This window comes from Fischerella thermalis PCC 7521 (genome assembly GCF_000317225.1).
In the GTDB taxonomy this organism is placed as follows: Bacteria; Cyanobacteriota; Cyanobacteriia; order Cyanobacteriales; family Nostocaceae; genus Fischerella; species Fischerella thermalis.
Genome location: NZ_AJLL01000070.1, coordinates 1 through 21,080, shown reverse-complemented (window position 1 = coordinate 21,080; position 21,080 = coordinate 1). Strand labels below are relative to the sequence as shown.

20 protein-coding genes are annotated in these 21,080 nt (G+C 40.7%); 10 read left to right on the top strand and 10 right to left on the bottom strand.

The window, feature by feature from the left end:
- Positions 1–46 precede the first annotated feature (46 nt).
- Positions 47–844, bottom strand: a complete 798-nt coding sequence (locus tag UYK_RS0115175; RefSeq protein ID WP_009454669.1) for a glutathione S-transferase family protein — start codon at positions 842–844, stop codon at positions 47–49.
- A gap of 332 nt (positions 845–1,176) precedes the next feature.
- Between UYK_RS0115175 and UYK_RS0115165 the strand changes: the two genes are divergently transcribed.
- The 3 genes from UYK_RS0115165 (at position 1,177) to UYK_RS0115155 (ending at position 3,255) form a co-directional block, all read left to right on the top strand.
- Positions 1,177–2,016 carry a fasciclin domain-containing protein gene (locus UYK_RS0115165; protein WP_016871698.1) on the top strand — a complete coding sequence of 280 codons (840 nt, stop codon included), beginning with the start codon at positions 1,177–1,179 and terminating at the stop codon, positions 2,014–2,016.
- A gap of 195 nt (positions 2,017–2,211) precedes the next feature.
- On the top strand, positions 2,212–2,598 hold the full coding sequence (locus UYK_RS0115160; RefSeq protein WP_009454667.1) for a hypothetical protein: 387 nt from the start codon (positions 2,212–2,214) through the stop codon (positions 2,596–2,598).
- A gap of 183 nt (positions 2,599–2,781) precedes the next feature.
- A complete protein-coding gene (locus tag UYK_RS0115155) occupies positions 2,782–3,255 on the top strand; it encodes a DUF4870 domain-containing protein (protein WP_235182337.1) in 474 nt (157 codons plus the stop codon).
- Positions 3,256–3,369: 114 nt separating this feature from the next.
- Here UYK_RS0115155 and UYK_RS0115150 read toward each other — a convergent pair whose 3' ends face one another.
- A complete protein-coding gene (locus UYK_RS0115150) occupies positions 3,370–4,704 on the bottom strand; it encodes a glycosyltransferase family protein (protein ID WP_016871696.1) in 1,335 nt (444 codons plus the stop codon).
- 131 nt (positions 4,705–4,835) lie between these two features.
- Entirely contained in the window at positions 4,836–5,000 is a 165-nt protein-coding gene (locus UYK_RS26565; RefSeq protein ID WP_162138644.1) for a hypothetical protein, read from the bottom strand.
- On the opposite strand from UYK_RS26565, the gene UYK_RS0115145 reads away from it, so the two are divergent.
- The 3 genes from UYK_RS0115145 (at position 4,938) to UYK_RS0115135 (ending at position 10,439) form a co-directional block, all read left to right on the top strand.
- Positions 4,938–8,945 (top strand): magnesium chelatase subunit H, encoded by a 4,008-nt coding sequence (locus UYK_RS0115145; RefSeq protein WP_009454658.1) that lies wholly within the window; start codon positions 4,938–4,940, stop codon positions 8,943–8,945. The two genes, UYK_RS26565 and UYK_RS0115145, sit on opposite strands and share 63 nt — an antisense overlap.
- Before the next feature lie 383 nt (positions 8,946–9,328).
- The gene (gene ureE, locus UYK_RS0115140) at positions 9,329–9,772 is read left to right on the top strand and encodes an urease accessory protein UreE (protein ID WP_009454656.1); all 444 of its coding nucleotides are present in this window, start codon (positions 9,329–9,331) and stop codon (positions 9,770–9,772) included.
- Entirely contained in the window at positions 9,750–10,439 is a 690-nt protein-coding gene (locus UYK_RS0115135) for an urease accessory protein UreF (RefSeq protein ID WP_016871695.1), read from the top strand. The genes ureE and UYK_RS0115135 overlap by 23 nt, the downstream gene beginning before the upstream one ends.
- Positions 10,440–10,456: 17 nt before the next feature.
- Here UYK_RS0115135 and UYK_RS0115130 read toward each other — a convergent pair whose 3' ends face one another.
- From UYK_RS0115130 to UYK_RS0115120, 3 genes are read right to left on the bottom strand one after another with little or no spacing between them, the layout of a single operon-like run.
- Positions 10,457–11,032, bottom strand: a complete 576-nt coding sequence (locus UYK_RS0115130) for an ABC transporter permease (RefSeq protein ID WP_009454652.1) — start codon at positions 11,030–11,032, stop codon at positions 10,457–10,459.
- A 3-nt stretch (positions 11,033–11,035) separates the two neighbouring features.
- Entirely contained in the window at positions 11,036–11,776 is a 741-nt protein-coding gene (locus UYK_RS0115125) for a prolipoprotein diacylglyceryl transferase (RefSeq protein ID WP_009454650.1), read from the bottom strand.
- Between the two features lie 53 nt (positions 11,777–11,829).
- The gene (locus UYK_RS0115120) at positions 11,830–12,432 is read right to left on the bottom strand and encodes a TIGR04376 family protein (RefSeq protein ID WP_016871694.1); all 603 of its coding nucleotides are present in this window, start codon (positions 12,430–12,432) and stop codon (positions 11,830–11,832) included.
- A gap of 415 nt (positions 12,433–12,847) precedes the next feature.
- On the opposite strand from UYK_RS0115120, the gene UYK_RS0115115 reads away from it, so the two are divergent.
- The 3 genes from UYK_RS0115115 (at position 12,848) to UYK_RS0115100 (ending at position 16,481) form a co-directional block, all read left to right on the top strand.
- Positions 12,848–13,360, top strand: a complete 513-nt coding sequence (locus UYK_RS0115115; protein WP_016871693.1) for a hypothetical protein — start codon at positions 12,848–12,850, stop codon at positions 13,358–13,360.
- A 1,094-nt stretch (positions 13,361–14,454) separates the two neighbouring features.
- Entirely contained in the window at positions 14,455–14,865 is a 411-nt protein-coding gene (locus UYK_RS0115105) for a DUF1499 domain-containing protein (RefSeq protein ID WP_009454644.1), read from the top strand.
- Positions 14,866–14,927: 62 nt separating this feature from the next.
- Positions 14,928–16,481 carry a mercuric reductase gene (locus UYK_RS0115100; RefSeq protein WP_009454640.1) on the top strand — a complete coding sequence of 518 codons (1,554 nt, stop codon included), beginning with the start codon at positions 14,928–14,930 and terminating at the stop codon, positions 16,479–16,481.
- 477 nt (positions 16,482–16,958) lie between these two features.
- Here UYK_RS0115100 and UYK_RS0115095 read toward each other — a convergent pair whose 3' ends face one another.
- Both UYK_RS0115095 and UYK_RS0115090 read right to left on the bottom strand, forming a co-directional pair.
- Positions 16,959–17,366, bottom strand: a complete 408-nt coding sequence (locus UYK_RS0115095; RefSeq protein ID WP_009454639.1) for an ExbD/TolR family protein — start codon at positions 17,364–17,366, stop codon at positions 16,959–16,961.
- A complete protein-coding gene (locus UYK_RS0115090) occupies positions 17,350–18,003 on the bottom strand; it encodes a MotA/TolQ/ExbB proton channel family protein (protein WP_009454638.1) in 654 nt (217 codons plus the stop codon). Before UYK_RS0115090 ends, UYK_RS0115095 begins: the two co-directional genes overlap by 17 nt.
- 292 nt (positions 18,004–18,295) lie before the next feature.
- Here UYK_RS0115090 and UYK_RS0115085 point away from each other — a divergent pair, with 292 nt between their 5' ends.
- Positions 18,296–19,828, top strand: a complete 1,533-nt coding sequence (locus tag UYK_RS0115085; protein WP_016871691.1) for an energy transducer TonB — start codon at positions 18,296–18,298, stop codon at positions 19,826–19,828.
- A gap of 227 nt (positions 19,829–20,055) precedes the next feature.
- On the opposite strand, the gene UYK_RS0115080 is transcribed toward UYK_RS0115085, so the two are convergent.
- Together UYK_RS0115080 and UYK_RS27795 are read right to left on the bottom strand one after the other, a co-directional pair.
- Entirely contained in the window at positions 20,056–20,847 is a 792-nt protein-coding gene (locus UYK_RS0115080; protein ID WP_009454634.1) for an FHA domain-containing protein, read from the bottom strand.
- Positions 20,783–20,929 (bottom strand): hypothetical protein, encoded by a 147-nt coding sequence (locus tag UYK_RS27795; RefSeq protein WP_423752156.1) that lies wholly within the window; start codon positions 20,927–20,929, stop codon positions 20,783–20,785. The genes UYK_RS0115080 and UYK_RS27795 overlap by 65 nt, the downstream gene beginning before the upstream one ends.
- Between the last annotated feature and the right edge of the window lie 151 nt (positions 20,930–21,080).

Sequence of the window (21,080 nt, the reverse complement as noted above, 5' to 3'; positions counted from 1 at the left end):
TTAAAAACCAATGACCAATAAAAATTGACCATTGACTATTGAATAACTATTCAATTTCAATCGAAGTTGGTGCAGTTGCGCCTGTACTTGCTTTAAAATCTACTAGTGGTTTACGAAATTCGGCGTAAAGGCGATCACGCCACGCAAAAAATGGTTCATAGGCAGGATTATCTGCCAAACCAGGTGCTCCTTTGCCTCGTAAAGATACTGGTAAATCCAAATAAGGACCATCGGGAAACTTTAATAAAATCGATAAACCTGCAACTGCTAAGTCAGCAAGAGTAGGTTGATCTCCCAACAAATAGGGACTATCTGCCAATAGCAGACATAAAGCTTCTAAATCTTGCTGCAAGTCGGTAATGGCTTTTTTGACTACCTCTGGAGTGTAACCTACTCCAAAACCTAAAACTTTGAGCAAATCGTTAGGTACTTCTCCAACAAAAGTTTTGAAAACATCTGGGACAGAAGTTGGTAACAAAGCTTTTCGGAAACTTTGATCTTGACTGATGGCAGAAAACAGGGCTTTGCGTCCTTTGATACCAATGGATTCATCAGCCCATTCTTCCATCATTAAGCATAAACCCCGTTGTTTGCCATCTTGCGGTATAAGTGGGCGCTCAGGATAATGCAAGTCTAAATACTTAGCTATTTCCGTAGAATCAACAATATACTTATAACCATCCTTCAGTACTGGTACTTCTGTTTGACCAGTTAACCGAAAAAGTTCTACCTGTCCAATTCCAGGTGTGACTTCAATTTTACGATATTGTAGACCCTTGTAATCGAGAATCAGACGAACTTTTTCTGAGTATTGAGATAGTTCAAATTGGTACAATTCCAGCATTTTTCCAATCCTGCAATTGGTGAATTGTTTTATTTTACAATTGTAGCTTTACAAAAATTAATTTTATTGATTCTCTCCCAAAACTTTGGTGTCATTAGTCATTGGTTGATTGTCAATAGTCACTTGGATATTTTTATATCACCCATGATAAATCCCAATTTTTGTTGGAAAAAAATTTGATAATTATTCAGTCACGGTAAATGAAAAATATTCATCTCTAATCACACATCCACTTAATGATAAAAAATCCTATTTCTGTGGTTAGATTTTTTGTATAGCGAAATGTTATAAGTCTTTATGTAATCTGTAGAAATTAAAGCCAAACAAAATTTATGAACCTAAATTATAGCAATTTGCTGACCAAATTGTCTGGTGTGGTGGGAGTAACGGGCATCAGTCTTCTGATAGGTTTGCCTGTAGGGGCAAACCAGGTATTAAATCCCAGTCCGAGTATTTTTCAAGAATCGCCCTATAATCGTAGTCAGGGTATTTTAGCAAACCCTAACTACACACTTGATAAGTCAGTACAACAAACAAAGGGTAATGCCCTAAATTCAAAAAAAACGATAGCACAAACAAATAGTGGAAGCGGGGTTCTCAATCCTAGTCCGAGTATTTTCAACGAACCTCCATATAACCGTCGCCGCAGTGTACCTAGTCCGGAGACCCCAGTTGTACCTACCACTCCTGAAACAACACCTTCACAACCAGGAACCCAAACAACTCCACCTCCACCACCAGAAGCTGGTACTGGAGACAAAACTTTAATAGCATTGGCAGAATCAAATAAACAATTTACAGTTTTAACCAAAGCTTTAAAAGCAGCGGGATTAGTAGATATTCTCCAAGGTCAGGGACCATTCACAGTTTTTGCGCCCACTGATGCTGCTTTTGCCAAATTACCCCAAGATGCCGTACAAGAATTGTTGAGGCCAGAGAATAAAGAAGTATTGGTGAAGATTTTGACCTACCATGTAGTACCTGGTCAGGTATTATCCAATGATTTGAAGTCTGGCGAAGTCAAAAGCGTTGAAGGTGGACCTATTAGCGTCAAGGTTAATAGCCCTCAAGATGTGATGGTTAACGATGCTAAAGTAATCCAACCGGATATAAAAGGCAGCAATGGCGTGATTCATGCCATTGATAACGTCATTTTACCGCCTGATTTGTAATTGGTGGTCGGGGATCGGGACACGGGGGATAAGGAGGACAAAAAAGTAATATTTCTCCCTTGTCTCCCCCACCTCCCCATCTCCCTTATATTCCCTCTCCCCAATCCCTTATCCCTTGTTTAAAATTAAAATTTCTTCAGAGGTTAAATAAGGTTAAATAGAAGCTAAACTTGATATTCGCTGGACTCTCACACCATGCTGACTGACATATTGCCTTTTAGTTTTGACTTAGATACAGTAGCTATCGCTGGCGCAAGTTTGTGGTCTTTGGCGCTATATTTAGGTTTTTCACCAGTCAGTGAATGGATTATTGAACAACTTAATCGCTGGTTTAATTTTGCTGAGCGATCGCTCTACACTAGTAAATCAGAATTTGAGAAAACTCGTCAGGCAAGAGAATCACAGAACGCCTTTTACGCTTCAGTGTTCAGCATAATTCCTTTTCTTGTCATTGGCGCTTTGTGTAATTGGGGCGTGGAATTAAGTTTAGGTCGCAGTTGGGCAATTAGTATGGGGATACTCGCCTGTATTGGTTGTGGTGTCTACGAACTGGGACGGCGAGACGGTAATCCTTCTGAGTAAAAAATAGATAAATAAATAATGCGACACGGAGAACTAAAAATCTCCGTGTCTTTGTGTCTTGGTGTTTAAAAGGTGAAAATAGAAATAAACACCATGAATATTAATATATATTACAAAAATTACAATTACTACCAATCACTAACTGAAAAATATATGTAGATGATCTTTATTGATTAACTCTATTTGCATCAACTCTTTAGCATCAAAAGGCAATTATTAAAGATGCATAACCCGCTTGATGAAACAACTCGTGCTTGGGGAATGGCTTGTCATCTTTCTGCACTAGGAGGGTTTATTATCCCATTTGGCTCGGTTTTAATTCCCCTAATTATTTGGCTGACTCAAAAAGAGAAGCACCCATTTATTGATGAACAAGGAAAAGAATCTGTTAATTTTCAGATTTCACTGATAATTTATTTATTATCATTTTGCTTGATTTTAGTTTTGTTAATAGTACTAATACCTTTCATATTAGGTCTTTTATCAGAAGATAATTCACTGAGTTTTTTGTATTTATTTATACCTTTGCAAATTTTACCAGTATTTGTTGTTATGGCTGTGATGCTTTTTCAGTTAATCATGGCGATTATTGCAGGAGTTAGAGCATACAATGGTCAATCTTACCGCTATCCTTTTAATTTACGACTTTTGAAGTAGTCACTTAAATATAATTGTTTTTCTATAGCAATCTTCAATCATTCGTGAGAGGCGAGATCCCTGACTTCTCTAAGAAGTCGGGGTATGAGAATCAAATCCAAAAATTTTAATCACCTAGCCTTTTATTTCTTCATACACCAATTTTGCTAATTTATCGGCTGCACCTGTTTCTCCTCTAATGCTTTGCAATTTTGCTCGCATTTTGTCCAATTTTTCTGGGTGATTTAAATAATCAAGAACAATTTCCCCAACTTCTTCAGGTTGAAGTTTTCCTACTAATTCTGGAACAACTTCTGATTTTGCCCAGATATTAGGCCATGCTAATAAGCCTTTACGCTGTAAAAATAACCAGTTAATTAACTTAGCAAAACTTGAACCTACTCCTGGTAAATTTGCCAAAATTCCCGGTAAACCATCCCATGATTTCATAGCATCTAGTTGTTGAGTTGGTAGTAAGACAATCATTGGTACAGCCAAAGAACCGAGTTCGGCTGTATTTGCGCCTACTGTAGTTAAGCAAATATGGCACTGGGAAAATTTATCGTAGGCTGGATGATGAGTGATTAATTCCACAGTTAAACCATTGTGGGTTTTCAGTATCGGAGGTTCAGAATTAATTAATTGGGCTGAAATTCCGCCGAAAGTTTGTGTATAAGGATTTTTCTCAGGATCGGCAAAACTGGCTAATGTTTGTAATTCTAAAGTTGGCGCTACAGGAATGAAAAACTTTGTTTGTGGTCTTTTGGCTTGAACATATTCTGCGATCGCCAAAGTCAAAGGGACTCCCTGGGATAATTTTGCTGGCTTGGAACCAGGGAGTAAACCAATTAGTTCAATGTTTGGGTGATGGGGTGATAGTGTCTCCCCATCACCCAACCTCCCCACCTCCCCATATAACTGGGTTTCTGCCATTAAATCCCCGACAACTGTAAATTTGTGGGCATATTTAGGCGCGACTTTGGCAGCAACTTCTGGTTTCATGACTGCGAAACGATCAATCAGATTATGCCAGCGCGCTTCCCACTCTGCATAAATAACGCTGCGATAACCCAGCCTTTTAGCAATCACTACAGGAAAAAATTGATCACCGCCGAGAAAAATTACTACACCTTTACTTCGCCAGTCCCAATTTTCATAAGTTTTTCCCCAAAGCAAAAATTGCCAAAAATGTTCAGCAGCCTGCACTCTGTCTACTTCTGGATAAGAACGAGCGATATCAGCTTCTTTACCACTGGCGTGAGGACAAGGCGAGAGAACAACCGAAATTCGCAAGTGTGTTCCTATATCCTTTGCTTCGGAAAATCTCTCCCAGCCTAATTTTTGCCGTAATGCTTTGACTACAGGTCTTACCCATGTAGTTATTTCGCCAGGGCCATTAGAAAGAATCAAAATGTCAAAGTCATTGGTTGATGGTTGGTTGTTGATTGTTGGTTGTTTTTGGTTAATCATTCTTCCTCGTCGGCGATCTCCCATCACTGAATAACTAAAATAATTTACAAAATTTAATAATTTGCGAGTAATCACTTTTGAAAAAAGTCAAAATCTGTAACAATATGTTTCATTGTTTATATCTTTTTGTGTCAGATAGGCGACAAAATCACCACGCAGTAAGCTTTTTCTGATAAAAAAAGACTGAGATTGCCGATAGAGTAGAGAACACGCATCAAAGGAGCCGAAGAAGCATGTTCACCCACGTCAAGTCCACCATTAGACACATTGCGCCTGATGATCTGCGAGGGCGTCATTTAATTAAGGTGGTCTATGTCGTGTTAGAGTCCCAATACCAGAGTGCATTGTCACAAGCGGTTAGGGTCATTAACAAAAACCATCCTAACGTGGCGATTGAAATCAGCGGCTACTTGATAGAAGAACTCCGTTCGCCAGAAAACTACGAGGAGTTCCAAAAAGATGTCGAGACTGCCAATATATTTATCGCCTCACTAATTTTTATTGAAGACTTAGCTCAGAAAGTAGTAGAAGCAGTACAACCGCATCGCGATCGCCTTGATGTTGCTGTTGTTTTCCCATCAATGCCAGAAGTGATGCGCCTAAACAAAATGGGCAGCTTCTCAATGGCACAGTTGGGACAGTCTAAGAGTGCGATCGCTCAATTCATGCGTAAGCGCAAGGAAAAATCCGGCGCTGGCTTTGAAGATGCGATGCTCAAACTGTTAAGGACTCTGCCACAAGTGCTGAAGTTCCTACCAATGGAAAAAGCACAAGATGCCAGAAATTTCATGTTGAGCTTTCAGTATTGGCTAGGGGGTTCGCCAGAAAACCTGGAAAACTTCTTGCTGATGCTAGCTGATAAATATGTATTGAAAAATGTAGAGACGTTAAATTTAACGTCTCTACAATACGATGCACCGGTTGTTTACCCAGACATGGGTATTTGGCATCCTTTGTCAATGACAATGTTTGAGGATGTCAGAGAGTATCTGAACTGGTACAACAGCCGTAAGGATATTTCCAAAGATTTGCAAGACCCCTTAGCACCCTGTATCGGCTTAGTATTGCAGCGTACTCACTTAGTTACAGGTGATGATGCTCACTATGTGGCAATGGTACAGGAATTAGAAGCTATGGGCGCACGGGTAATTCCTGTATTTGCTGGTGGTTTGGACTTTTCTAAGCCTGTAGATGCCTACTTCTACGAACCAACTACCAAGTCACCCTTAGTAGATGCTGTGATATCTTTGACAGGTTTTGCTTTAGTAGGTGGACCGGCACGTCAAGACCATCCTAAGGCAATTGAAGCCCTCAAGCGCCTAAATCGTCCTTACATGGTAGCTTTGCCCTTGGTATTCCAAACTACTGAAGAGTGGATGGATAGCGATTTGGGCTTACATCCAATTCAAGTAGCACTGCAAATTGCCATTCCGGAATTAGATGGGGCAATTGAACCGATTATATTATCAGGAAGGGATGGGGCAACAGGTAAAGCGATCGCTCTTCAAGATCGGATCGAAGCAATAGCAAAACGCGCCTTCAAATGGGCCAACCTGCGTCGCAAACCCAAGCTACAAAAGAAAGTTGCCATCACCGTTTTCAGCTTCCCGCCAGATAAAGGTAATGTGGGAACCGCGGCTTATTTGGATGTATTTGGTTCCATTTACGAGGTGATGAAAGCCCTCAAAAACAACGGGTACGACGTGCAAGACTTGCCAGAAAATGCCCAAGCCTTGATGCAAGAAGTTATCCACGACGCCCAAGCACAATACAGCAGCCCAGAATTAAACATTGCCTATCGCATGTCTGTGCCTGAGTATGAAGCACTCACTCCCTACTCTCAACGCTTAGAAGAAAACTGGGGGCCACCACCAGGACACCTCAACAGCGACGGGCAAAACCTGCTGATTTACGGGAAGCATTTTGGTAATGTCTTCATTGGTGTTCAACCCACCTTCGGTTACGAAGGCGACCCGATGCGGCTGTTATTCTCCCGTTCCGCCAGCCCGCACCACGGTTTTGCCGCCTACTACACCTACCTAGAACAGGTGTGGCAAGCTGACGCTGTGTTGCACTTTGGTACTCACGGTTCCTTGGAATTTATGCCAGGTAAGCAGATGGGTATGTCTGGCGAATGTTACCCAGATAACTTAATTGGCACAATTCCGAATCTGTATTATTACGCAGCCAACAACCCCAGCGAAGCCACAATTGCTAAGCGTCGCGGCTACGCCGAAACTATTTCTTACCTAACTCCACCTGCGGAAAATGCTGGTTTATACAAAGGTTTAAAAGAACTCAGCGATTTAATTGGTTCTTACCAAACCTTAAAAGATACCGGACGGGGGATTCCCATTGTCAACACCATTATGGACAAGTGTCGGATGGTGAACTTGGACAAAGATATTAATTTGCCGGAAACCGATGCTAAGGATATGTCTGCTGAAGAACGGGATAATATTGTTGGCATGGTCTACCGCAAATTAATGGAAATAGAATCGCGACTCTTGCCTTGCGGTTTGCATGTAATTGGTAAGCCACCCAGTGCAGAAGAAGCAGTTGCGACTTTGGTGAATATTGCAGGTTTAGATCGTCCAGAAGGTGTAGAGGCGTTAAATTTAACGTCTTTACAAAGCTTACCCCGAATTATCGCCAACAGTCTGGGACGGGACATCGACGAAATTTACAAAAATAGCGATCGCGGCATATTAGAAGATGTCCAGCTGCTGCAAGACATCACAATGGCAACTCGCGCCGCCGTTTCTGCCCTTGTCCAAGAACAAACGGACGCAGAGGGAAGAGTTTCCTTTGTTTCCAAGCTCAATTTCTTTAATATGGGCAAAAAAGAACCTTGGGTAGAAGCACTGCATCAAGCAGGTTACACTAAGGTTGACACCGCAGCCCTGAAACCTCTGTTTGAGTATTTAGAATTCTGCTTACAGCAAGTTTGTGCTGACAACGAACTCGGTGCTTTACTCCAAGGTTTAGAAGGTGAGTACGTCTTACCTGGCCCTGGCGGCGACCCCATCCGTAACCCGGATGTATTACCCACAGGTAAAAATATACACGCCCTTGACCCGCAATCTATCCCCACCCAAGCGGCAGTCCAATCAGCCAAAATCGTTGTCGATAGGCTACTAGCAAGGTACATGGCAGAAAACAGTGGCAAGTATCCCGAAACCATCGCCTCTGTGCTTTGGGGAACCGATAACATCAAAACCTACGGGGAATCACTAGCCCAAATTATGTGGATGGTGGGTGTGCGTCCGGTTCCCGACGCTTTGGGAAGAGTCAACAAGTTAGAATTAATACCCCTAGAAGAGTTGGGACGACCCAGAATTGATGTTGTAATCAACTGTTCTGGTGTATTCCGTGACTTGTTCATCAACCAGATGAACCTGCTAGATAAAGCCGTGAAAATGGCTGCGGAAGCAGATGAACCTGTAGAAATGAATTATGTCCGCAAACACGCTTTGCAACAAGCAGAGGAAATGGGAATTAACCTGCGTCAAGCAGCAACTCGTGTCTTCTCCAACGCTTCTGGTTCCTACTCGTCCAACATCAACTTGGCGGTAGAAAACAGCACTTGGGAAAGCGAAGCAGAGTTACAGGAAATGTACCTCAACCGCAAATCCTTTGCTTTCAGTGCCGATAACCCTGGTACGATGGAAGAATCTCGGAAGATATTTGAAACTACCTTAAAAACAGCCGAGGTAACTTTCCAAAATCTTGACTCTTCCGAAATTAGCTTAACTGATGTTTCTCATTATTTCGATTCAGATCCCACCAAAGTTGTGGCAAGTCTGCGTGGTGATGGTAAAACACCATCATCCTACATTGCAGATACAACAACAGCCAACGCCCAAGTACGGACACTATCAGAAACCGTGCGTTTGGATGCTCGTACCAAATTATTAAATCCTAAATGGTACGAGGGAATGCTATCTCACGGTTACGAAGGTGTACGCGAACTCTCCAAACGCTTAGTAAACACAATGGGTTGGAGTGCGACTGCTGGTGCTGTTGATAACTGGATTTACGAGGATGTGAATACCACGTTTATCCAGGATGAAGAGATGCAAAAGCGGTTGATGAATCTGAATCCCCATTCTTTCCGCAAGATTGTATCAACTTTGTTGGAAGTAAATGGACGGGGTTATTGGGAGACAAGCGAGAGTAATTTGGAGAAGTTGCGTGAGTTGTATCAGGAGGTTGAGGATCGGATTGAGGGGATTGAGTAAGGGCAAATAAATAGGTAAATAATAGGGGTGGGCTATTTGCCCACCCTTGGTTTTAACGGAACGCGAAAGTCCCAACATAAACAGCGAAGCAAGGTAGGGATGAATAGCGGGATACGACGATTGTATATTTGACCATCAACAACCGTAGGTTGGTAAGGGAAAAGATGTATGATATCAAGTCCGGCTAATTACTTACGATATTATTCTGATGCAGTTGGGGGCATTGGGCATTGATTTTTACCATTACCCATTACCAATTACCAATTACCGGCCTTCACAGATATGATAAGTCTTCAAACGGACATGATATGAGTGCGATAATCTGATAAACACGGATAGATTCTGATTTTGCTGCTAAGTTAATTTATTATCCCTGTTTGCTCATGCTGACTTTTACCCAAAAAAAACCACCCAATCCGAATGCAGCAGTAGTTTCTACTTTGTCTCTCACTGCGGAAGAACGTACCCGCAGTCGTCATCGCTTGCAAATGGAAGATGGACAAGTGGTTTTTTTGCGTTTACCTAGAGGTACGGTACTGCAAGATGGAGATATTCTTGTAGATGAAACTACTGGTAGTCTAGTGAGGATTACTGCCAAGCCAGAACCTGTTTTAACAGTAGTTGCTAAAACCACAATAGATTTGCTCAAGGCGGCGTATCATTTAGGCAACCGTCATGTGCCAGTAGAAATTACATCTGCTTATTTACGCTTGTCTCCCGATCCTGTTTTACAGGTAATGCTCCAACAACTAGGAGTAGAAATCAAAGAAGAAATCTCACCCTTTCAACCCGAAGCAGGTGCATATGGACACCATCACTCTCACTGATGCCAATCTGTTGTGTCTGTTGCAACTGGCTAGCCCAGCTTTACCTGTGGGGGGATATAGTTATTCTGAAGGATTAGAAACTTTGGTAGAAGATGGTGCGATCACTCATCCAGAACATCTGAAGCATTGGTTAGAAATGGAATTGCGTTATGGGACTATTCCCATGGAAGCAGCAGTGATGATTCGAGGCTATCAATCAGTACAAGCGGAAGATTTCCAAAGGTTATCTATTTGGAATTGTTGGTTATCAGCAGCGAGAGAAACCGAAGAATTACACGCTTCTAGTTTGGGGATGGGGCGATCGCTAATCCGCCTGTTAATTGAATTACAACCACAAATAAAACCCATTGCTGATGCTGTGGGTAATTCCTGTAATTATGCGATCGCTTTTGGCATTGCTGCTGCCCATTGGCAAATAAATATACAAGCAGCCTTGTTAGGATATTTATATTCTTGGGCAAATAACTTGATTACTGCTGGGGTGAAACTCGTTCCTTTGGGTCAGACTTCAGGGCAAAAAATATTACTAGAACTCCAGCCATTACTGAACCACCTCACAGTACAGATTCTGAATTTAGAAGACGATGAACTCAGTTGCTGTACTTGGGGTTTATCTTTAGCAAGTATGAGGCATGAAACACTGTATACAAGATTGTTTAGAAGCTAGTCAATATTCCAGTCACATTAGTCATCAGATTTTTGTCCTTCTGAGACAATTTTTGCCAGGAGATTGCCTGTAATATCTAATAGTTGATCTAAGAGAAAACCGATAGTCCCAATATAAATTAGACCCTCGATAATCTTATTATAGTTACCTCCTCTGTAACCATTCCAAATCAAAAACCCTAAGCCTCTTCCGATTGTCAACATTTCAATTGCAATCACTGTAAACCAAGCTATCCACAGACCAGTTCTTAAAGCATCAAAGATATAATTTATTGCCACACGAAAATTATTGTCTTGGAGACGACTTTTACGCATACCTGTAGCAGTGTTAATGATCACTGCCCAGATAGCACTAAAAAAAACAACGATACTTGCTGCTACTTCTACTTCTTTAAAAAAGATAAAAGCGAGTGGTACAAATGCTATGGGAGGAATACTGTAGGGAATTTGTAGCAATCGCTTACATAGTTGATAAAGTAAGGGATTTATACCAATTGCACTTCCCAGTAAAATCCCCGCAACAGCAGCAGGGATAAAACCTACAAATAACAACTGTAGGCTAGATAAAAAGTTTAACAATATACTATGCTCCATGCCTCACGATTTCAATTGGAACATCTGAGGAATCGAACGACTGTAATAAATGATGGCACACAAACAAGCAATTTGAATCGCACTCATTCCCCAGAAAATATGAAAGTCGGGCTTTATAAAATCTATCAAAAATCTAAAACTTAAATAACAAACTAAATAAAATTTAAATAAATCACCTTCTTGGTATTGATAGCGACTGCGAAAATGTATAAATATTAATAAAATGATTAAAAATATAATTTCATAGAGTTGAGTAGGATGACGGCGAATACCATCACCAAAATCTACACCCCAAGGTAATGTTGTGGCAATTCCGTAAGTGCGATCGCTCAACCCAGTTAAAAAGCAACCAATCCTACCAATTGCGGTTCCGATAATTAATGGATAGACAAATACATCACCAGTGGAGCGGGTGATACCAATAATTTTTTTGGTAATTTCTACTCCAATTACAGCCCCTAAGATAGCTCCGACAACTGTTTTACCTTGCAGTAATAGTAATAAAAATAGTTGGGGATTTTGCTCTAATAAATTAATATGTTGCAGTAAAACTAACACCTTGGCACCGACAATAGCACCCAGCATTCCACCCACAATAATAGAAGTGCGTTGTGGCGGTGAAATAATATCCTTACGGGCATTACGCAAGACTAAGCGTAACGCCACTGTATAAGCTATGGATTCAAATAAGACATGTGGGTGAATCCGCAATGAACCCAAGTAAAAATAAACAGGAAAATTCATATGTTAGTTGATAGCTATTAGTTGTTAATTTAACCACTAACTACTACCATTATTTATCTTCCCATTTTCCGCTTCATCTCTTCCAACTCAGCCTCCGTTTCCCAACGGCGGAATGTTTCCTCTAGAGGGTCATTCCCACTGGAGTAGCTACGACTTTGATTAGACCAACCAGCGGTTTCGATACGCTGCTGTGCTTGCGCTTTGGCACGTGCTGTTTGTGCTTCCGTAGCTTTTGTTTGCACTTCCTGTCGCCGTTGTTGGACTTTCTTGAGTAAATCCTGTGCTTGGGAAATGCGTTCTTTCAACCCTTGCATCTGTCCCCACTGTTGATTTCCTTGACGCAAGAGTGCTGCTTCTCTCTCTTGCGCTTTTACTGCTAAATCCTCTCTACCAGCATTTTTTGCCTTTTGGACACGGATATGCCACCTTTGGATTTCTTGAGCTGTAGACAGAATTTCTTCTTGCGATCGCTTCTCTTGTAATTGTAAATCTGCAATCAACTTTAAAGTATCTTCTTCCTGCTCCCGCAGCTGCTCTAACAACGCTTCTAATTCCAGATGGGGATTACTTCGCAAGAATTCCTCTAAACGATTTTCCAAAAACCGACTCAAATCATCAAATAGGCCCACAGCTAGAACTCCAGAGGTGAGGTACATCATTTTATTGTAGCCATTATTATCAGCAGCAAAAAGCTACTGAGAAAATAAAAAGGCAACTATGCAGATAAAATCGTATTTTTATAGATTTTCAATCTCAATACATCTTTCATTTTTAGTCTTTAGACTTAGTATCAAGATTCAATCTTCCCTCTCAAGGTTGAAGTATTTTATAGCTATCTTGCTTAGCTTTTATAGATAAGTATCAATAAATCATCTAGATAAAATAATTTTTCGTGCTGACTGTTATTAGCTAGTAATTAGTAGTGAAAAATCAACTACTCTATGATATTTCATGCAGTCTCTCTTGAGGGAGACAAAATTATATATACTCTCTTTTGAATTATCAAAAAAGATAAACGTTTATATGTTTCATTTTTACTAACCATTAGTAGTTTTCACGTTGGAGGAAATAATGAATTATCTTATTGCGGTTTTATCAGATAGAATACAGGCAGAAGAAGCTTACTCTGCTCTCGAAAAAGAAGGCTTACCTGTAAATCAAATTGATATTTTAGGTCAAGGTTACAAAACAGCTGATGAATACGGGTTAATAAACCCGAATGTGCAAGCTAAAAAAGGAGCAAATCGCTTAGCACTTTGGCTAATTCCCTTTGGTTTTGTAGCCGGTTATGCTTTTAATGCTTTGACAGGCATTGAGATATTTAATATTGGCAGCTTTGGCAATCATATTATCGGTGGGCTTTTAGGAACTGCTGCTGGTGCTTTAGGTGCATATTTAGTTGGTGGCGGAGTTGGTTTAACTGTGGGTAGTGGAGATGCTCTACCTTACCGCAATCGTTTAAATCAAGGTAAGTATTTAATTGTAGTCAAAGGTACTGAAGAATTGACCCGTCAGGCAACTCGTATTTTACGCCAGTTTGAACCTGAGAATTTACAAGGCTATATCGAGCCAACAGATGCATAAAAGGGAACGGGAAAGGGGGACGACTTGGAGGACAAAGGGAAATTAGTAACTATATTATTCTCCCCAGCTCCTGACTGCCCCACCTCCCCACCATAAACTTTTCCCTTCCCCCACTTCATTTTCAGTACCACCATAACCTGGAGGTGGAACTCTTTGCGCGAATAATTTAGGAATGCTATAGCATCAGAGTATTCATAATTTTTCTTTATGCCAGCCCTGCAAAATTCTTTTGATATAGTTAGAATATAATTACTATCAAATCCAAATTTAGAAATCATTTATATTCAGAATTGTTGAAGTTAGGGGCTTAAAGCTTCAATGCTTCATTCTGAATCAAGTCACTCATGTTTTTTTGTCTGATGTAGATTCTCATGAAACCTATCTACTCAGATTTGAAAAAGTGAGTGAATGGAATTTGGATTTGGTAGAACTAGCATCATAAAAGCAGATAAAAGCCAATGATAAAGGCTTAAGGGATACGCTTGTTGGTGCTAGTAGTTAAAACTTCACGATAAATCAGCAATTAGGAATAGTTTTTGGTTAAATCCAAACACAAGGCTCAGAAATGAGTCAAGTATACCTTATAGACATTTGGTTAAGGGAAACTCAGAGTCCATACTTCCTTGAAGAGTGGATACTAGTGAGGAATAGCTAAGGGGAAGGGAAATTTAGGAGAGTACTTTCTTCCTTGCACCTTTGAGCAAAATGTGTTGAGGTGTACTCCATCTCTTTGTGTTGATTAATCTATTCCTAGTCACACATTAAGAATCGATTACTCAATATCACTGCTTATGAACCGTCTAACAAATCTATTTCAAAATAGAGCCATTTTGTGGATTGGTGTTTTTTCTGTGCTTTTTCTTTACTGGGTGATGGTAAATCTCGCCATGTAAACTGATTCAATTAGTTATTAACTTTTAGGGTGGGCAATGCTGTCCACCCTAAACTGTAATTAAAACAGTGTCATCCAGTTCAAGGGCGCAGTTAGGAGTAAAATACAGACTAATGGATTATGGGTAATCGGTAATTGATTTAAAACAATCTTTTCTAGCAATTAACCAGACTTGATATAACTAACATTATTGGAGATAACCATGATTTTTGCTGGTAAACGACCATCAAACTTGGGCGTTCGCGATCGCAAATTAGCACCTTGTCCCAATAGCCCAAACTGTGTTTCTAGCCAAAGTACAGACGCAGTTCACAAAATAGCGCCCTTAACTTACACTTCTAGCCCAGAACAAGCACTGGCAGACATCAAAAGTATCATTCAGTCTCTACCAAGAACAAAAATCATCAGCGAAACTGAAGATTATTTGTATGCTGAGTTCAAAAGTGCCATGATGGGATTTGTGGATGACGTTGAATTTTACCTAGACCGCAATGACAATATTATCCATGTTCGTTCAGCTTCCCGGTTAGGGCAAAGTGATTTGGGTGTGAATCGTAACCGCGTAGAGACAATTAGAACAAAGTTAAACGAGATACAGCAAAACCGTCGTTAGCTAGAGGACAAATGATCGCTTGAGTTCTAGGATAAAAAGTTGTACTCATTAAGTGGCTAGTCATGAGCCAAGCAGTATTTCCACCTACAGACCAACCCATAAGTGTTCCACCGATGGATCGCTATAATCAGGAGTTGATCGAAAACCTCCATCCCCCAGATTGGAGTAACCCCGAACCTGCACCTTGCTACAACTTGGTAGTGATTGGTGCGGGTACTGCTGGATTAGTGACGGCGGCGGGTGCAGCTTTGTTAGGTGCAAAGGTGGCTTTAGTAGAAAAGCACCTGATGGGTGGAGACTGTACCAACGTTGGTTGTGTACCGTCGAAAACCATGATTCGTTCGGCGCGTGTGGTTGCAGACATCAAATATGCCGAAAAATTCGGTGTTGGTACTTCTCACTACGTTGATATCGATTTTCCGGCTGTAATGGAACGATTGCGGCGGATACGCGCAGCAATTAGTCTTCATGATTCTGCGAAGCGGTTTCAGCAAGAATTTGGAGTAGACGTATTTTTTGGCAATGCATGTTTTTCCGGACGTAATACCGTAGAAGTAGCACAGAAAACTTTGCGATTTAAAAAAGCAGTGATTGCTACTGGTTCCAGTCCAAAAAAACTATCCATTCCAGGCTTAGAAGAAGTTCAATATTTAACAAACGAGAACGTATTTTCTCTGACACGCCGACCAAATCGTTTAGCTGTCATCGGTGGCGGGTATATCGGTTGCGAATTAGCCCAGACTTTCCGTCGCTTAGGTTCAGAGGTGATTTTGCTGCAAAAAGGTTCCCACTTATTAGGGCGTGAAGATGCAGATGCAGCAGCAATTATCCAAAAAACTTTTGTTAGAGAAGGTATGCAGTTAATTTTGGAGGCCAATATTCACCACGTTGAACGCCAGGATGTAAACAAGGTAATTTACTACGAAGCCAACGGAAAACAAAACCAGCTATATGTAGATGAAATTCTCGTAGGTGTGGGGCGATCGCCTAACGTAGAAAATCTAAACTTGGAATCTGTAGGTGTGAAATACGACAAACAAAAGGGAGTCATTGTCGACGATTACCTGCAAACAACGAATCCCCGTATCTATGCAGTGGGAGATGTTTGCATGGAGTGGAAATTTACCCACGCTGCTGATGCAGCAGCGCGCATTGTCGTTCAAAATGCCCTGTTTTCAGTTTTGGGATTAGGACGGAAAAAACTGAGTTCGTTGACAATGCCTTGGTGTACCTATACTGATCCTGAAGTTGCCCATGTCGGGATGTATCCAGAACAAAATCAAGGTATAGAAATTGACACTTATTATATTCCCTTAAACGAAGTAGATCGGGCAATTATCGACGGCGAACCAGAAGGATTTGTCAAAGTTCATGTCAAAAAAGGCACTGACAAAATTTTAGGTGCAACAATTGTAGCACGTCATGCTGGAGAGATAATTAACGAGATTACTTTGGCAATGACTAATAACTTAGGGATGAAAGCGATCGCCAAAACAATTCATCCCTATCCTACGCAAGCAGAAGCAATCCGTAAAGCAGCCGATGCTTACAATCGCACCCGTTTAACACCTTTAGTCAAGAAAATCACCTCTAGTTGGTTATCATGGCAGCGTTAGCTGGAGTGCGATCGCATTTATACCAATTAAAACTATGGCAAAAGTCTTGTTTTTGAAATCGTGGACGCGCTCATATTTCCGTAAGGTACACCGATGAACACAGTGCAAGGCGATAATCTATCTGTGTTCATCAGTGTTCATCAGTGTTCGTTAATCAAAATTAATCTCTGGAAATTGCTAAAAAACCTTATATTGCTTCTTCAAATTCACAGTCTTAGGTGATTTTAGATTTTAGATTTTGGATTGGGAGTCTTTGCCAAAAAGCTATATCAGTAATTTCAAACAATACTAACTATCCTAATTTAGTATCATTTGTTCTGACTAACCAATACACACCAAAGAATAAAGACTGTAAATCCCACATAGACAAATACAGTCAGCCATTCTTGAGGACTACCAAACGTGTCATTCATTTTTTGAGATTTATCACAATACGTCTTAAGCGTACCCTTTCTCCCTTATTCTCCTTCCAAACCACTATTGTGGTTTCTGAGTAGCAATAGCCAATTTTGCACCTTGAACTTGTCGCACCTTATCCATCACCGTCACAACTTGACCGTGACTCACTTTTTCGTCAGCATTAATAATTACCAAGACTTCTGAATTCTCACCTACTAAAGCTCGCACTTGCCCTTCTAATGCATCAACGGTAGTTGGTTTGCGGTTAACACTGACTTGTCCATCTTGAGCTACGGTCACAGTAATTTTAGTCGGAACTTGCTGTTGCTTGGCTGTTGCTGCTTTGGGTAAACTCACCGGTAAGCCTTCTGAACGAGTCAAATACAACGTTGACATAATGAAAAATGTCAAAATCGCAAAAATCACATCTATCATTGGTACGATGTTAATTTGCGGTGGTAAATCTGGCTCATCTTGTAGACGCATAAGCTCTGTCTCCTCGTTCATAACGACGACGGTAGAGTAATTCTAACTGTCCTCCGTATTCTTGAATCGAAGCTATTTGGCGTTGGTATAGTCCCCGGAACGTATTGGCGAAAAGTAATGTAAAGATAGCTACGACTAATCCTGATGCTGTAGACACAAGTGCTTCACTAATACCTGCGGTGACACCTGCGGTTTTTGTTCCTCCCACATCCCCAATATCTAGGGATGCAAACGAGACGATTAATCCTAATACAGTCCCCAACAAACCTAAAAGTGGTGCAAGACCGATAATTGTCTCAAAAATATTTTGGAAGCGCTTGAGTACAGGAATTTCTGCTTGGGCTTCACTTTCTAAAGCCAGGCGAAACTCTTCTGGTGTAGGTTCTTCTAGTTGTAATGCTGAGAGAAAAATGCGTGAGATGGGCAAGTCGGCGTTTTTTTTCAGTTTCTCCATTGCACCAACAACATTATCTACACGATAGAGATTTAATACCTCTCGCACTACTTTATTTTGACGGGTGTTGATGCGATACCAAAAACGCACCCGTTCAATAATCAATGCGATCGCCACCACACTAAATGCCAGCAGGGGCCACATAACCACGCCACCTGCTTTAAAAAACTGATTGATTAGCATGTAATACTTCTTTGGAGATGAACAGTTTAACAGTTAGACTAGCAGTAAATGATATATCTTATCAATAGCAAGACAAATAAGTGAAAACTTTATGTCAAGTTAAATTAACTTTTGTCACATAAAATTTACTATAAATCTCAACGCTCTTTGAAAGCTAAACAGTTAATAAATTAAGCATTTCCGAATTGCAATACTATATAAAACTTAACTAATTTTTTTATACTTTTATTGCTTGACTTTTGCTTCTAGACATTCTAATCTGACTGATTAGGTAATAATGAGTTGCAATATTATGAGCTTTTCCAGCATCGCAGTGCAGCAGCGAGAAAAAGAAGCCAAAGCTCTAAAATCTTTTCTGACTTTTAGTCTAATTGGCTCACTAGCGCTGCATATTGGGGTATTAGCTTCCGGCATCGGCAACCTTTTAAGTAGAGTGCCTTCTGAAGAAGAACCAATAGAATTCACAATTGTTGAACCTACGACGCTGGAAACGCCAGAACCACCAGAAGAAACCAAAAAAGAGACTCCAAAACCAGAACCCATAGATACTAAGACTCTCAGCGCGAAAGTAAGTACCAATAGCAATAATACCGAAGTTCTGCCCGTACCAAAACCTGTCGAGAAACAACAGATACCTCAACCTGCTCCAGTACAGACTTTCAAACCAGAACCAGTCAAAGAACCGCAAAAGAAAGTTGTACAGCAACCAGCAACTACACCAAATTCGCGCCCGAATCCCACCATTGCAACAAATACCTCTCCTGCACCTGCACCAGTGCAGAATAATGCAAACCAAAGCAGTGAAAAATTGAGACAGCTTTTAAAGGAATCTAGAAATTCCAATAGTGGAGGTGGTGGGGGTTCCACCATTGCTACTACTACTGGCAATGGTACAGGTACAGTAGTTACTGGCGGTAGTGGTACTGGAAGTGGAACAGGTTCCGGCAGTGGTAGCGGTAGTGGAACTGGAAGTGGAACAGGTTCCGGCAATGGAACTGGAAGTGGAACAGGTTCCGGCAGTGAAACTGGGCGAAGACAACGCCAAAATATAGCTACAGCACCAACTCCTCCTAAGTTACAAACAGGTTCAGGAGATGGTCGTGCAGCTTGTCGTGAGTGTAATGTTAAATATCCTGAGGACGCCAGACGTAGAGGTGTAGAAGGCAGAGTAGAAGTAGCAGTTGACACTGACTCTCAAGGTAATGTTACGAATGTGCGAATCATCAAATCCAGTGGTAATCGCAAACTAGACGAAGAACACCTCAACCAGGCTCGGAATTGGAAATTAAAACCCTCACAGCGTGGTAGACAAGGAGAAGTAATCGCCACAGAATATGCCATACGAGGTTCGCGTCGTTACCGCGATGTCAAAAAACGTCAAAGACAAAGAGAAGAACAACAAAGAAACCAACAAGCAACTTCTGATTCTTCTGTCAACTCTGCTGACGTCGCACAACCAACCACAAGACGTAGACGGCGGTTAACCCCTGGAACTATCGTCGATGTTCCGCCTTCTTCACAACAAACCACTTCTAATTCTCAACCGACAACACCTGTTCGTCAGCGGCTATGGCGTCAGCGTGTGCAAACTCCTTCACCTACCACAAACCAAACTACCCCAACATCCAGACAACGGCAACAAGTCACACCTAATAATCCAACTCCAACAACCCAATCCCCACGTCGTCGGCGCAGAGAGCTAAACCCCACACCAGCCTCATCAAATAGTCAGACTCAGTTGAGACAATCACTGCGTCGTTTCAAACAGCAATCAGCCCCTGCACCTGTTCCTGCACCTCCTCCAACTTCTAGTGGTCAGCAATAGACTTCTTGCAGAAGTTGGGGAAAAAGTTAAAGGGAAAGGGTTAAAGTTAGATTTAGCTTGAAAAAAGGTGTAGAGGTGTGGGAAGTGTTAAATTTTCATTTCCTCGTTCTAGAATTGCCCGTGGCTTCTTATACCAGCTTTTCATCCTGCCAAGAAATTTATTTCTTGGCTTACATTTCAAGTCAGATAAATCTGACTACAACAAGACTTGAATAACCCGCCTGGGGTTAACCTTTCTGCTTGATCAAATCTTTGATAGTTTGTAAATCGTACTTCCCAACTTTTCCAGTACTAAAAAGTAAATATCCCACTGCTAACAAGGCAGATGATATTAGAAAAGCCAAGAAATTCACCGAAGCAAACACGCCACCAGTGAAAACAATGACTCCAATTCCACCCAAGATCAAAAGCAATCCAAAAATTGGATTAATTCGCCCCCAAATCAGTATGGCAACTCCAACAACACAAAGTAACACACCCGGAAGCCGGACAAAAATGCCAATTTGAGTACTAGAAGCAAAAATGATAATTCCAGCAATCATTAAGGCTGAACCTAAAAGTTTGCTAGTTCGATCAACCTTATGTTTTTGATTGATATTAGTATTCTGGGTCTGAAACACTGTTGGATTAGAAATATAAATATTATTTGTTTGATTTTGTGGTCTATTTTGAAATATAAAAGTTACTTTTTCTTCTTGAGCGAGGTTAATTTTATCTCCTAAATTCAGAGCATAGCGAGTTCCTGGCTCTAGCTTTGTATTATTAAGATATGTGCCGTTAGAGCTTCCTAAATCCTCAATATAGTACTTATTACCTTCTATTTGAATTTCTGCGTGCAGGCGAGAAACGATATCAGTGTCTGGTAAAGCAGAAACATCTATATCCGGATTAATTTTTTCGTTCGGTTTACCGATACGAATTACAGCTGAATGTGTTGGTATTGCAAATGATGTACTAGTTTGAACGTGAAATAGTTCTAAGTTTAGTCCTGTTAGTTGTGATGTACCTAGATTTTGCATGACTCATACCATTGTAGACTGGTAATTGGTAATTGGTAATTGGTAATTGGTAATTGGTAATTGGTAATTGGTAATTGGTAATTGGTAATTGGTAATTGGTAATTGGTAATTGGTAATTGGTAATTGGTAATTGGTAATTGGTAATTGGTAATTGGTAATTGGTAATTGGTAATTGGTAATTGGTAATTGGTAATTGGTAATTGGTAATTGGTAATTGGTAATTGGTAATTGGT